Below are 13985 nucleotides of genomic sequence, written 5' to 3'. Positions count from 1 at the left end.
ATCGAGCAGCGCTACGTGCTGGCCAACCCGTTTGCCGGCATCAAGGTTCGCGGCCATGCCTCGCGACCTGCCCTGGATACGGCACGAGGCTTTACCGAAGGGGAATGGCTGCTGCTGCGGGCCATCGCCGACGGTCTGGAGTGGTCCTATGGCTGGTCCGAGCCGGCGGCGCAGCGCCTACGTTTTCTGCTCGACTTTGGGTACGCGACGGGTCTGCGCGCCAGCGAACTGGTAGGCGCCGCACTAGGCAACGTCCGCCTCGACGGGCACGGCGACCACTGGCTACATCTGATCGGAAAAGGCGGCAAGCCCGGAAAGGTAGCCTTGCCGCCACTCGCATATACGGCGCTAGACCAATACCTGGCACAGCGGCAGTTGCCGATCAGCCGGGAGAGATGGAATCCGAAAACACCCCTAGTGGGGAGTTTGGGCGAGGATGGCACCGTCGGCATTTCCGGTGCTCATCTTTGGCGCTTGCTGCGGCGGTTCTTTGTGCAGGCCGCTGACGCCATCGAAGCCGATCACCCAGTGGCGGCGGAGAAGCTGCGCCGTGCAACGCCCCACTGGATGCGGCACAGTCACGCCAGCCACGCACTGGCCCGCGGGGCTGAGCTCACCGCCGTGCGCGACAACCTGCGCCACGCGTCGATCGCCACCACGTCCATGTACCTGCACGGCGATGAACTTGAGCGTGCTAGGCAGATGCGGCTGGCATTCGGCGCTCGCAGATAGGCGCTCGTAGCTGAGCGGTTTTCGGGTATCCGTTGCTGGTTGATGCCCTCATTGAATGCTGCAATGCAAGGGGCCAACAAATCCGAAACACGATTTCGCAGGCGGATCGGCTGTTCCAGTTCGACCCATCACTGCCATCGGCGCGCGCTTTCAAAGACGACCGAAGTCGGGAAACTTCGGTCACTGGCTGGCCGCTCGTGGAGCGATCGAGTCTGGTCCAGTGCCTGGGCAATTCCCAGCCTGGCAATCACACCACCGCTTGGTCCCATGGCCATTTCGTTGTTTGTTATTCAACTTCAGCACTGTCGTTGTCGCCGACTTGGGAGTCCCGCGTTCGTTACACACGGCCGCCTCAGCAAGTGCGGTGGAGCTCGCCTCGGCGGCTTCCTTGCGCTCGCTGTACCGGTTCATCAGGTAGTGGCTGCGCTACCGGTTCCCAGACGACAGGCCCGCCGACGCGGCAGGCGTTTCAGCGCGAAACAATCGCAGGGCGCATACGGCAGCCACCAACTCAACCAATGCAAACAAGCCCAAGGCAGGCCCGAATCCGTAGCGAAGCACCGCCCCGAAAAGCAGACTTCCCAGCCCAAAGCCGACGAACAGCGTGAATACGTTCAGCCCCATCGCTTGCCCCGGCCGCTTCCCGCCAAGCGATGTGACGATGCCACCAAATAGCGGCTGGGTCATGTCGTAGCCCAGGGACAACATCATCGCAACAACAGGTGCGAACTTCACCGGGAATCCGGTGAGCAGGACCGCGCCTGCCGCGGCACTGACAGCGAGCCCGATCGGAAGCATTCTCGCACGGCCCCATCGATCTGCCAGACGACCGATGAACGGTCCCAACAGAAAACCGGGCACCCCATAGCCGAGCAAGGCCAAGCCAACCCCTGCGGCGCCCATGCCATAGCGACGCTCGAAATACACCCCTAGCCAGGTGAAGACGCCCGAGTGGAACATCGAATTGACCAGAACGTAGCCAAAGGTCCGCTGCCCGCGCGGCGTACCGAGCAGAGTCTTGTAGCCGCGAAACAAATCACGCAGCGTCCCGGTCACCGGCTGGGTCGCCGCCGCGATCACGCGGCGATAGGACAGCAGAAGTAGCAAGATGGCGGCGCCAGCCGCCCCGACGACCAGGAACAATCCTCGCCAGCCAATCATCGGAACCAGAAGCGCGCCTAATGGCGAGCCGAACGCCATGCCGCCGGCCATTGCGCCAAAGAGCCAGCCAAGCGGACGTCCACGTTGTTCGTAGGGAAACAGGCGACCGACCAGCGCCAAGCCAAGCGGAACGACGCCGCTGGCGCCAATCCCCGTCGCGATCCGCCACAATGCGATTTGCTCGATGGACGTCGCACTCGCCGTCAGCGCGGTCAGCACGGCAAACGCGGCCAGCGACACGAACATGACCCGACGAATGCCGAGCCGATCGGCGAGCAGCCCGTAGACCAGCGTCGCGATGCCATATGGAATCAAATAGGCCGGCACGATCAGGCCCACGGTCTGTTCTGCCACTCCGAAGATACGCGCCAGCGCCGGGATGATCGGCGCCACCATGTAAGCCTGGAAGAAGATGATGAACGTGGTGCCGGCAAGCATGCGAAGCAGACGCTCGCGCTCGTCAGCAGACACAGGGAAGGCTACATCAGGCACCACTTTGGTTCTCCGTTGAGGTGGGGGGGCTACGCGCCCGTCAATCCAGACGGTTCTGGGAGCAGTTGATTGCGATTCAGCATGGACCTTTCCCCAATGGGAAGGTCAAGCGTTGAGACAGACCGTCGTGGAAAGACCGGAGCACGACATCAGTCCGCCAGGGCGGGGATCACGAAGAAGTAGGCGTTGAGCATGTACAGACCGGACAGCACCAGCACCACCGCGCCGGCCATCTCGAATGCCTTCTGATATCGCTGCAGGGCGGAAAGGCCCTTGAGCCAGCCCATCGCCACGGCGCCGAGGATCACGGGCACGGCGCGCCCCAGCGCAAAGGCCAGCAGCAGCGTGCCACCGAACAGCGGCGATCCGACCGCCGCGGCTATGCCCAGCAGCACCACCAGCGCGGGCGTGCAGAACGGGCAAACGGCGATCGCGAACGCCATGCCGAGGAGGATGGCGCCCCAACTGCTACCGACGCGTTTGGCCCGGATGGGAATCGCGGGTAAGGGCAGCCGGATCCAGCCCGGCCAGGCCAGGCCGAGCAAGATCAGCAACGGGCCGAGCACCAGGCCCCATTGCCGCCCGAGCAACTGCGCTGCCCATTGCCCGCCAAACGCCGCAGCGATCCCCAGCAGTGTCTGCACGACCACCATGCCAAGGATGAACATGGCACCGTAGAGCGTGGCGGTGCGCGGCTCACGCGCCTTCGTGACGTAGGCGAGCGACACCGGGATGGAGGCCAGCGCGACGGGGTTGAACGTGAAGACGAAGCCCAAAAGAAAGCCGACGCCTAGCGACGCGAGGCTTGGTTGTTGCAGTGTCATGCGCAGCGCTTCGATATCCATGGGACGTTTCCTGGGCCCGAGTTGATGAGTTGACGCGATGCTCGTATCTACGAGCGACCATTCAAACTTGTTTCTGTTCCAGCCGTCGCTCCAGTTCCTGCCGAAGCTGTGCGGCGCTGGGCAGCCTCGCAAAGATCAACTCCCCATCGATGGCGATGGCAGGCGGTGTCAGCACGCCAAGCTCCACCGCGTAGTCCACTTCGTCCAGGAGGTTGATGTCACGCCAAACCACGTTCTGGCCGCCAAACGCGCGGGCGATTTCCCGTAGGTTCTCGTGCGTGCGCTCACACTGGCTGCAACCGGGCGTGAAGAAGATATCTACCTTGATGCTCATAACGGGTCCGACGCTTGGGGGGTGAGACGGGCATTCCGATTCGCCGTACTGGATTCGAGTGCTGCCAAGATCGGGCACACATCCACGGGCTGGTCGTCCGCCGTACAGACATCGATCAGCTTGCTCAGTGCCCGCGACATGGCTTGCATCGCTTTGATCTTCTGTTCGAGCTCCAGCTTCTTGCGAATCGCCAGACTGCGGATGTCGCCGCAGCAAGAACCGTCATCGGCGCGCAGGTCGAGCAATTGGCGGATCTCCGCCAGCGTCATGCCGCATTGCTGCGCGTGCTTGATGAAGTCGAGTCGCCGCAGTGCATCGGGACCATAGAGCCGGTAACCGGCATCCGACTTGCTGTCCGGCATCAGGAGGCGCTCGTCCTCATAGAAGCGAATCGTGTCGGCACTAACCTCGGCGAGCCGCGCGAGCTTGCCGACGGTCAACGTGGTCCCTGGCTGGGCGTCCTCCTTCGACAAGGCTTCGGGCTGCCGTTGTCGTGCACCGGTGCCCGGTTGAGCCGTCGCGGAGGCGCGGCGGCTTGCCTTATCTGACCTGACTGGTGTGACTTCTGCCATGATCCAACCTGCATTCGATGTGGTGGCGCGCTGAAATCGCGCCACGCGGATGACCGATCGTCGGCCAGGGACTAGCCGATAACCTGCGTCTCATATCCATCCTCCTGCAACCGCGCGGCAATCGCCGTTTCGTCCAGTAGCGCGCCATCAAACAACACGTCGATCTGCTGATGAGCGGCCTGCGCGCGCACTTGCTTCGCACCCGGCAGGCTGCTTAGCAGGCGCGTGACACGCTGCTCGCACTTCTCGCAGTTCAGGCGCTGTTCGCCCGTGACGGCAAATCTGACGGACTTGAACATGGTGAAGACTCCTTTGAAACCGTTACGCGTTCGTTTTTGCGGGCGGCGAGGACAACGGTCCAACCGTCCGGATTGCCTCAAAAAAATAGCCGCCGTGGCCCCATAGCGAATTGACGAAAATCGTCGTCACGCTGGCCGCCATGGCGACCATGCCCCACACGGGGTAGACCAGGCCCGTCGCTGCCGCCGGAATGCCGATGCCGTTGAATAGGAAGGCGAGTAGCACGTTCTGCACGATCTTCTGATAGCTGTGGCGGCTGATCATGTATGCGTCGAGCACAGCGGCCAGCCGGGCGTTCAGGATGATCACATCCGCCGACTCGATCGCGATATCGGCGCCGTGCCCGAAGGCGATGCCGACATCGGCCTGCATCAGCGCCGGCGCATCATTGATGCCATCGCCGACCATTGCCACGCGACTGCTCGTCTGCAGTTGCCGGACCAGGGCCGCCTTCTCGGCGGGCAGCACCTGCGCATGGACTTCGTCGATGCTGGCGGCCGCCGCAAAATGCCGTGCCGCACGAGCGTTGTCGCCGGTCAGGAGCGTGGTGCGGATCCCGAGCGCGTGCAGGCGCTCGACCGTCTCGACGGCGTCAGCCCGCAACGCATCGCCGAGCGCCAGCCACCCAAGCAGCGCGCCGTCGCGCGCTACGCCAATGACGGTGGATCCGCTCGCTTCCAGTTCCGCCAGGCGCGCGTCGAGTCCGCCCCCAGGCAATGCCACGCCTTCGGTCGAGAGGAACCGCGCATTGCCGACCACCAGCCTCGACTGGCCCATGCGTGCCAGCACACCTTGACCCGCGACCGCCTCGAAGTCCTCGACGTTCGACAGCGTGATGCCACGGTGAAAGGCCGCTTCGACGACGGCCCGCGCGAGCGGATGTTCCGAAAACGCTTCGGCACCTGCCGCCACGGCAAGTAGCTCCTCTTCGTTGCATGCGAGCGCGATGACTTCTCGCAGGCCAGGCCGGCCTTCTGTGAGCGTGCCGGTCTTGTCGAACACCACGTGGTCAACGCGGCGGAGCACCTGAAATGCCTCACCTGTGCGCATGAGCACGCCGCGCTCGGCGGCTTCGCCGGCGCCGCGCACGATCGAGAGCGGCGCCGAGATCCCCACGGCGCACGGATAGCCCATCACGAGCACGCTCAGCCCGGCAAAGATGGCGCGCTGCAGGTCGGGTGCAGCGCCTACGAGCAACGGTCCGACGAGCCATAGGGCGGCAGCGGCAAGGGCCGTCGACAGCACCAGTGGCGTATAGACCCGCAGGATACGGTCCACGAGATGGAGCACGCCGGGCTTGAGGGCGCGGGCTTCCTCCACGCTACGGATAACCTGTCGGAGAAAGCTCTCCTCGCCCACGGCAGTTGCGCACACGAGCAGCGTGCCATGCCCGTTCAAGGCGCCGCTCAGGACGCGGTCGCCGACATGCTTCTCGACGGGAATCGGCTCCCCCGTGACCAACGACTCGTCCACCTCGGAGTGTCCCGATTCAACCTCGCCGTCGACCGGCACGCGCGCCCCGGGACGAATGCGCACGCGGTCCCCAACCCGCACGGCGTCGAGCGGAACCGACTGTTCGGAGCCATCCCGCACGACCAGCGCCATGTCTGGTTCGAGATCGAGCAGCTTCTTCACAGCCTGCGAACTGCGCGTCTTGACGATCAGCGAGAGCCACTCGGAAAAGATGTGGTAGCTGAGCACCATCACCGCGACGGCGAAGAATGCCTCGGTCGGGTAGCCAGCGGGGCGCAGGGTGAGACCGATGAGGCCGCCCGCGAGCCCGGCAAAGGCACCGAACTCGACCAGCACATGCTGGTTGAGAATTCCGCGCCGCAAGGCCATCGCCGCCATGTAGACGATATGGCGGCCGATGCCGAAAATGAGAGCCAGTGCGAGCGCGCCCGCCAACCACGGGACGCTCGGGCCCAGCAGGCCCTGCAACTTGAACGCGTAGATCGCGGTGCCGAAGGCGCCGAGCCCTACCGTACCTGTCAGTGCTTGTCTCACCCCGTAGCCACGCAAGACGACGAATGCAAACGCAACCAGGCTCACGAGCGAAAAGACGCAAAGCGGAAACCAGGCGCTATCGACCGGGTAGCCGACCAGGCCCATTGCGGCGATGCTCATTGCTAGCGCGGCGAGAAATCGGCCACGCTCGCGCGTTAGCGCCCGTTCTTCCTCATCGAAGGGGCGCAGCTTGCGCGGGTCCGATATCGTGTAACCGATGTCCCTCAACGTTTGCAGTAGGTCCTGGGCGCGCGCAACGTTGGGGTCATACTCGATCAGTGCCTGTTCATGTGTCAGGCTGACGGCGACCTTGGTGACGCCAGGCCGCTTGCCCAGTGCCTTCTCGATGGTCCCGGTGCACAACGAGCAGTGCAGCCCGCCGATCCGGGCGCGAATGCGCCGGCAGCCCGGTACACTGGCCGGTTCCTCGCTCCAGACGTGTGGAGCGGAACTGGCCGATATTGCGACGGTCATCACAATGTTCCTCACCAGATTGATCGGCACCCAAAGGCCCGCAGGGCCGCTGCACACGGCGGCGCACCAGTGCGGGTTCTCCGTTGGACAACTCAATCCTAGACCTTGGACCTTACTCCAAGGTCAAGCCAAACGTGCAAACGCGGGAGCGTGGGTGGCGCCGATGGTGCTCGGTGTGCAGAAAGAGGCTCCCATGGATTCGATCGAGGCGGCCCCGCTCCACGCGCGGCAATCCGGTTGCTCGCTCGGCATGGCCCATCAGGCGCTTGACCTTCCCCCTGTGGCAAGGTCGATAGTCAATGCAGGGTCGTCCTGATTGGATGCCGATAAACCATCGCATGGGAATGCGCCATGACCGAGTTATCTGCCCGTCCATTGGCGGAGGCCATCTACGCCGCGTACGCCCTGGCGTTGAGGCACGAGAATGTAAGCGCCGCCGATCAACTGCTGCGCGCGCTCGAATTGCTGGCCGCCCAGTCCGGTGATAGCACGCACCTGGATGCCGCCTACGCCTTGATTGAGCGATCGATATCGGCGACGCACCACCTGCGACCAAACGAGCGTTCCGCACATTAGCGCGGGGGAGCGAGGGGATGGGCGCCGATCGCCCGCTCGATATCGATTCGATTGATCAACCGATTGACAGTCGCTTGTCTGCCCGAAGCGGCCATCTGCGCTTGCTTAGACGGATAGCAGCAAATGGCCCGTTCGGCGCCCTTCAACCGCCCACGTCACACGATACGTCGCACCGCACAGGACGAAGTCAACCACGAAATACGGATACCCAGAGCTTCTTGCTGGCTGCGAGCCAACGTCGGCGATAGGACAAGAGTCTTAACGGCCAATATTTTCCGAATTCTGAAGCCGCCCCAAGTTAACCTAAATCTTTCGGGATCATTACATTTATGCTCCCATTCGGCCTGCGACCTACGTCGGGGAATAAAATGCAATCGAAAAAGGCTTTGGATAGAAGATTCGAACCGCTACTTGTGATGTAAGGACGGGAATGAACTCAGGCATGCCGCTATCCATATCCGTTGGCGTGGCCCTCTGCCTTGCGCCTGGACAGATGTGGGCGATACAACTGGCATGGGTTGCCGAGACTCCTGCTGGACTCGGCATTGAAGGAATCAAGGCAGAACGTCTCGACGGAGGGGATGAGGTCCAACTATTGGCGTTGGCGGCCAATCCCCGGCATCACTTGATGAAGCACGTTACGCCGCCGAAGGCGACGAATCTCCCGACGGACCGGTCGGAGCCGGCATCTGCGCCGGACAGTCAACAGGCGGGTTGCGAAGATGACAAGAAGACAAGGTCCATTGAACCCGTTGTTCCCAAAAATAGTGGACCCAATGCGCCCTAGTGCAGGACCATAACCTGGAGATCTAAACGATGAAACAAAAGCTGATGGTCGGAGCCTTCATTGCTGCCGTATCGCTGACTGCGGCCGCGGTCGATATGAGCAATGTCGTAAAAACCTACGAATTGCAGGATGGTTCGAAAGTGCACGTCTTTAAGGACGGCAAGATGGGCATGGAGAACAAGTTTGGCAAGTCCATGAGCATGCCCGAAGGAAAGGTCATGGAGACCAAGGACGGCACGAAAATCATCATGAAGGGCAATGAGATTTTCAGGCTTGACGAAGCCCTCAAGAAGGGCCACAGCGAAGGGGGCTAATCTGACAAGGGCGCTTTAAGCGCCCTACTTCGCCCACTCAGGGAGCGCAGAAACAAAGATCCGCAACGGTTTCGTTGCCTGTATTCTCCATTCCTGCCGTTCCCCCCCAAGCAAATGAATCGTCACGGGCTGACTATTCGCCATCGGCGTCATGGCTTCACTCTGGGATAGCACGACAGCGATGTCGATGCTTTTGTCACCCAGGTTTCGCAAGCTGAGCGAAACCGTCTCACCGGTCCGGACGGCACGGCTCGCAGGCTGGCCGTCGAGATGGTCCACTTCCACCACCCACTCCGTCACCGGCAATGTCTTCCCTGCCGCGCCGGGCGCCAGATATGCGGCCGCCGCAGGATGCACGTCCGGCACGGGAATGATGTGTGCGTGAGCGACAAGCCCGGACAACCCCGCCAGCCCAAAAATTCCAAACTTGATTCGACGCAACGTTATCTCCTTCTCAGTAGAAAAGTTGAAACACAAACTGCGGTCACGTGCATCTGTATCCCGGCGATAGCGGCCCGGTACGGTAACGCGCCCCAGTGGGGCCCCTTTGACCGCGCGCGCTCGTGTGGGATCAGGTCAGTCCGATGCGACCATGCGGGAAAGTCATGGTGAAACGGGTTCTTCCGTCGGAAGACGACGCGGCAATATTTCCGCCATGCGCAACAACGATCGCCTTCGTGATCGACAGTCCCAGCCCGACACTGTCTGAATCCAGTCGCGCCCTTGACTTGTCGGCCCGATAAAACCGATCAAAGATATAAGGAAGCAGATCCGGCCGGATCTCCTCGCCTTCATTCTCTACCACAATCATGGCAGTTGTACCCTGCTCCCGCACAGAAACCATGATCTGACGGCCCTCCGCGGTGTAACGCAGCGCATTAGACAAGAGGTTGCTGAGCGCCCGACGCACCATCAGGCGATCGCCCGTGATTCGGGCATTGCCGTGAAGTTGCAGGTTGACGCCCTTGTCCTCGGCCAGCGCGTCGTAGAAGTCGAAGAGTGCCTGGACCTCGTCGGCAATGTCGATCGATTCCTCGTTGGGCAGCGTAATGCCGTGCTCCATTTTTGCCAGGTACAGCATATCCGAGACCATCCGTCCAAGACGCTGGAACTCCTCGGCGTTTGAGGTGAGCACGTCACGATACTTTGCAGCGTCACGCGGCTGGGCCAGAACGACATGGGTCTGCGTCATGAGGTTGGTAATCGGGGTGCGCAACTCGTGCGCCAGATCTGACGAAAACTCGGACAATCGTTGAAAGTCGTTCTGCAGACGCTCGAGCATCGCGTTCAATGTCGCCGCGAGATCCGCCATCTCAACCGGCACCGCAGCCACCGGCATGCGCGCATCTAACCTGTTCGCCGTCACATCTTTAGCGCGCGATGCCATCATGCGCAGTGGCGCCAGACCGCGGCGTGCGGCCCACCAGCCCAGCAAGCCGCTGGCGAAGGCGGCAAGCATTGTATAGAAAGCCAAGGACCGGCGGAAAGCATGCATGAAGTGTGCATGAATCTCAGTGTCCATTCCGACGACTACTTTCAAGGTGCCCGCGCCTAAAACGGGCACTTCCGCTCGCATGCCACGGTAGTGCTTGGCTTCCTGCTGCCACACGAAGGTGCCTTCGGAGATCAGCTCCTCGTTCGTAACGCTCTCCGCCGGCCTGAAATCGAAATCCCGCGTGGCGAAAAGCGTCTTGCCTTGAGCGGTCTGCACCCGCGCGACAAAGCCTCGATGGTGTTCCACCAGCTCCCGCAGGCGAGCAGGCAAATGATCCACAGGCGTTTCATTCGCGACGCGTTCAATCAGACGGATGTTGTCACCCAGCACCACAAAATCTTCGTTGGCAAAATGCCTCTCCATCGCCAGCCAGATGAGCACTCCGAGTCCGAGCAGGACGACGGCGGAAGACAGCGAGAACAGGATGGTCAGCCGAACAGTCAGAGACAGACGTTGCCTCATAACGGATCCTCGGGCGCCTCGAGTACGTATCCCATGCCGCGCACGGTCTGGATCAGTTTCACCTCAAAGCCGTCATCGATTTTTGCCCGCAGGCGCCGAATCGCCACGTCGATCACGTTACTGTCGCTATCGAAGTTCATGTCCCACACCTGCGAGGCAATGAGGGATCGGGGAAGCACCTCCCCCCGTCGACGTGCAAATAACTCGAGCAAGGCGAATTCCTTGCTGGTCAGCGTGATGCGTCGACCACCGCGAGACGCCCGCCGCCGGCTCAGATCCAGAATCAGATCGGCCACTTGAATCCGGTCCATTGCTAGTTGCACCGCGCCTCGGCGCAGCAGCGTCCTGACCCTGGCAAGCAGCTCCGAAAAGGCAAATGGCTTGACTAGATAGTCGTCCGCCCCAAGCTCGAGGCCTCGCACGCGGTCCGCAACACTGTCTCGCGCCGTCAGAAACAAGACCGGGACAGCATTCCCTGCCGCGCGGACGGCATGCAGAATATGCCATCCGTCGACGTCGGGCAGCATGACATCGAGGATGATGAGATCGTAGGTTTCGTTGACCGCGAGATGTTGACCATCGAGTCCATTGGCGACCAGGTCTACAACGAACCCCGCCTCGGTCAAGCCTTGCCGGAGATACTCCCCCGTCTTGACTTCATCTTCCACTACCAGCAGCTTCATTTGCCCAACCTCCTCCCAACCCGATCGACCGGGTTTTGTTAATACAATTCTTGTATCCGGCGTAGTCTACCGATGACGTATCGGGGTGACTCAAACCTGTCCGGAATGTAATGTTTATGTAAGTCATCGGTAGCCAGCATCTCGCTACTCTTTGACCTGCCGCAAAACCGACGCGGCCATTCAAGCGAAAAGGACTATTTTCATGCGACGTGATCGACCGTCTGGCATCTTGCTGCCCAACCTGCCACGCCGCCGTTTCGTACAAGGTTTGGCCGCCGGCGGGGTAATGGCGGGGCTGAGTGCCTTGGGCGGAACTGCTTGGGCACAATCCTCGGGCCTCCCGCAAAGCGCTTCATCCGGCACCGCGCCGGTATTGACCGGGACGGAATTTGACCTTGTCATCGCCGAATCGGTTGTCAACTTTACCGGTACGCCGCGGGTGGCGACAACTATCAATGGGATGCTTCCGGGCCCGACGCTGCGCTGGCGGCAAGGTGACACGGTGACGATCCGCGTAACGAACCAATTGCGCGAGCACACGTCGATCCACTGGCACGGCATCATCCTGCCGTTCCAGATGGACGGCGTACCGGGGATCAGCTTCGCCGGTATCGCCCCTGGCGAGACATTTACCTACCAGTTCAAGGTCGAACAGACCGGAAGCTACTGGTATCACTCGCATTCCGGCTTCCAGGAAATGACCGGCGTGTATGGCGGCATCGTGATTGATCCGGCCGCCGGCGTGGACGGTGTCCGAGCCGACCGGGACTACACGATTCTGCTCTCGGACTGGACCGACGAGGATCCCATGCGGGTCCTGTCAAAACTGAAGGTTCAAGGCGACTACTACAACTACAACAAGCCGACCGTCTTCGATTTCTTCCGCGACGTTTCAAACGACGGTGTGAAGAGCGCTTTCGAAAAGCGCAAGATGTGGAACGAGATGCGGATGAATCCGACCGACCTCGCGGACCTTTCCGGTGCCACGCTGACCTATCTGACCAATGGCGTCACCCCCGCTGGCAATTGGACAGGCCTGTTCAAGCCCGGTGAGAAAGTGCGCCTACGATTCATCAACGGGTCCGGAAATACGTTTTATGACGTCCGTATTCCCGGCCTGAAGCTCAAAGTTATCCAAGTTGACGGCCAAAATCTGGAGCCCGTAAGCGTTGACGAGTTCCGCTTTGGTGCCGGCGAGACCTACGACGTGCTGGTGGAGCCGCGAGACGACGCCTATACGATCTTCTCCCAATCCATGGATCGCACTGGCTACGCCCGCGGCACACTCGCAGTGCGAGCAGGACTGAGCGCACAGGTGCCGGCAGTCGACAAGCCCGAGTGGCTCACCATGGCCGACATGATGGGCAGTATGGGTGGCATGGGTGGCATGGGTGGCATGAACCACGGGGCCATGACCATGGACCATAGCCAGCACGCGATGGGCGCCATGGACGCTTCGCTCAAGGTCCCCAGCACCAAGGCGCGGCACGCCAAGACCGAATATGGGGCCACCACGGACATGCACGTGGACATGGCCCGAACCAATCTCGACGACCCCGGCATCGGCCTGCGCAACAATGGGCGCCGAGTTCTGACCCTGGCCGATCAACATACTATTGGCGGCCCCCTCGACAAGCGTGGCCCCGCCAGGGAAGTTGAACTGCACCTGACCGGCAACATGGAGCGCTACTCCTGGTCAATCGATGGTGTTGAGTACGGCAAATCCACACCGGTCCGCTTCAAGTACGGTGAACGACTGCGTGTGATTCTGCACAATGACACGATGATGACCCACCCGATGCACCTGCACGGCATGTGGAGTGAGCTAGAGTCGCCTGACGGTTCGTTCCAGGCCCGGCGACATACCATCCCGGTCCAACCTGCGCAGCGGGTCAGCTTCCTCGTAACCGCCGACGCATTGGGCCGCTGGGCATGGCACTGCCATCTTATGTTGCACATGGATGCCGGGATGTTCCGCGAAGTACTTGTGGCCTGATCCGACTCTCTTCAACCGACTACCAGATCCCATGTACAAGTACACTCGAATTGCAGTCGCCGCCCTGCTCGCTGCGGGAATGAGCGCCGCGTGGGCACAGCACTCGCATTCGCCCAACAGTTCAAACAACGATGGTGCGCCGGCAAACGAAACGACGCCGGATTCACGCCCCCAGAAGGCGGCAGCCCCAACCGCGAAGAAGCAGGGCTCGACGCCGAGCGCAGGACAAGGTTCGATGCAGGGGATGGACCACAGCCAGATGCAGGGCATGGACCAGGGTTCGATGCAGGGCATGGACCACAGCAAGATGCAAGGCATGGACCAGGGTTCAATGCAGGGCATGGACCACAGCAAGATGCAAGGCATGGAACAGGGCTCGATGCAGGGCATGGACCACAGCAAGATGCAAGGCATGGACCAGGGTTCAATGCAGGGCATGGACCACAGCAAGATGCAAGGCATGGACCAGGGCTCGATGCAGGGCATGGACCACAGCAAGATGCAAGGCATGGACCAGGGTTCAATGCAGGGCATGGACCACAGCAAAATGCAAGGCATGGACCAGGGCTCGATGCAGGGCATGGACCACAGCAACATGCAGGGCATGGATCATGGCGCCATGCAGATGCAGGGTGGAAGCGCTCCGCCGGACGCCAGAGATCCAGATGCGTATTCCGACGGCGCAAAGCTCGGCGTCGGCCAATACGCGATTGGCCCCAGCAGGTCGCTGCATATGGCGGACGAACATATCTTCA

13 protein-coding genes and 1 pseudogene are annotated in these 13985 nt (G+C 61.5%); 5 read left to right on the top strand and 9 right to left on the bottom strand.

The window, feature by feature from the left end; genetic code table 11:
- Positions 1-732 (top strand): tyrosine-type recombinase/integrase (locus WD006_RS28850; protein WP_029307150.1); only part of this gene is annotated, 732 nt, incomplete at its 5' end.
- Between the two features lie 426 nt (positions 733-1158).
- On the opposite strand, the gene WD006_RS28845 is transcribed toward WD006_RS28850, so the two are convergent.
- The 6 genes from WD006_RS28845 to WD006_RS28820 form a co-directional block, all read right to left on the bottom strand.
- Positions 1159-2364, bottom strand: coding sequence for an MFS transporter (locus WD006_RS28845; RefSeq protein WP_231108957.1), 1206 nt, complete (start codon positions 2362-2364; stop codon positions 1159-1161).
- A gap of 170 nt (positions 2365-2534) precedes the next feature.
- Positions 2535-3230: a cytochrome c biogenesis CcdA family protein gene (locus WD006_RS28840; protein ID WP_029307148.1), complete on the bottom strand. Its 696-nt coding sequence runs from the start codon at positions 3228-3230 to the stop codon at positions 2535-2537.
- A gap of 61 nt (positions 3231-3291) precedes the next feature.
- Positions 3292-3564 carry a thioredoxin family protein gene (locus WD006_RS28835; RefSeq protein WP_029307147.1) on the bottom strand — a complete coding sequence of 91 codons (273 nt, stop codon included), beginning with the start codon at positions 3562-3564 and terminating at the stop codon, positions 3292-3294.
- The gene (locus WD006_RS28830; protein WP_227874029.1) at positions 3561-4136 is read right to left on the bottom strand and encodes a heavy metal-responsive transcriptional regulator; all 576 of its coding nucleotides are present in this window, start codon (positions 4134-4136) and stop codon (positions 3561-3563) included. Before WD006_RS28830 ends, WD006_RS28835 begins: the two co-directional genes overlap by 4 nt.
- A gap of 71 nt (positions 4137-4207) precedes the next feature.
- Positions 4208-4435, bottom strand: coding sequence for a heavy-metal-associated domain-containing protein (locus WD006_RS28825; RefSeq protein WP_029307145.1), 228 nt, complete (start codon positions 4433-4435; stop codon positions 4208-4210).
- A 22-nt stretch (positions 4436-4457) separates the two neighbouring features.
- Positions 4458-6917 (bottom strand): heavy metal translocating P-type ATPase, encoded by a 2460-nt coding sequence (locus WD006_RS28820; protein WP_029307144.1) that lies wholly within the window; start codon positions 6915-6917, stop codon positions 4458-4460.
- Between the two features lie 351 nt (positions 6918-7268).
- Here WD006_RS28820 and WD006_RS28815 point away from each other — a divergent pair, with 351 nt between their 5' ends.
- Entirely contained in the window at positions 7269-7493 is a 225-nt protein-coding gene (locus tag WD006_RS28815; protein WP_029307142.1) for a hypothetical protein, read from the top strand.
- 816 nt (positions 7494-8309) lie between these two features.
- Positions 8310-8594, top strand: a complete 285-nt coding sequence (gene copK, locus WD006_RS28810) for a periplasmic Cu(I)/Cu(II)-binding protein CopK (RefSeq protein WP_029307141.1) — start codon at positions 8310-8312, stop codon at positions 8592-8594.
- A 24-nt stretch (positions 8595-8618) separates the two neighbouring features.
- On the opposite strand, the gene WD006_RS28805 is transcribed toward copK, so the two are convergent.
- From WD006_RS28805 to WD006_RS28795, 3 genes are all read right to left on the bottom strand, one after another.
- The gene (locus WD006_RS28805) at positions 8619-9035 is read right to left on the bottom strand and encodes a copper resistance protein CopN (RefSeq protein ID WP_227874028.1); all 417 of its coding nucleotides are present in this window, start codon (positions 9033-9035) and stop codon (positions 8619-8621) included.
- Between the two features lie 130 nt (positions 9036-9165).
- Positions 9166-10551 (bottom strand): heavy metal sensor histidine kinase, encoded by a 1386-nt coding sequence (locus WD006_RS28800; protein WP_029307139.1) that lies wholly within the window; start codon positions 10549-10551, stop codon positions 9166-9168.
- Positions 10548-11234, bottom strand: a complete 687-nt coding sequence (locus WD006_RS28795; RefSeq protein ID WP_029307138.1) for a heavy metal response regulator transcription factor — start codon at positions 11232-11234, stop codon at positions 10548-10550. Before WD006_RS28795 ends, WD006_RS28800 begins: the two co-directional genes overlap by 4 nt.
- Positions 11235-11436: 202 nt before the next feature.
- Here WD006_RS28795 and WD006_RS28790 point away from each other — a divergent pair, with 202 nt between their 5' ends.
- Both WD006_RS28790 and WD006_RS28785 read left to right on the top strand, forming a co-directional pair.
- Positions 11437-13230 carry a copper resistance system multicopper oxidase gene (locus WD006_RS28790; protein ID WP_315595495.1) on the top strand — a complete coding sequence of 598 codons (1794 nt, stop codon included), beginning with the start codon at positions 11437-11439 and terminating at the stop codon, positions 13228-13230.
- A 235-nt stretch (positions 13231-13465) separates the two neighbouring features.
- Positions 13466-13985, top strand: a pseudogene (locus tag WD006_RS28785) (copper resistance protein B); the annotation flags it as partial.

Source organism: Cupriavidus sp. Met-2, assembly GCF_049843575.1.
GTDB classification, from domain to species: Bacteria; Pseudomonadota; Gammaproteobacteria; order Burkholderiales; family Burkholderiaceae; genus Cupriavidus; species Cupriavidus metallidurans.
This window is presented reverse-complemented; position numbering and strand designations above follow the sequence as displayed.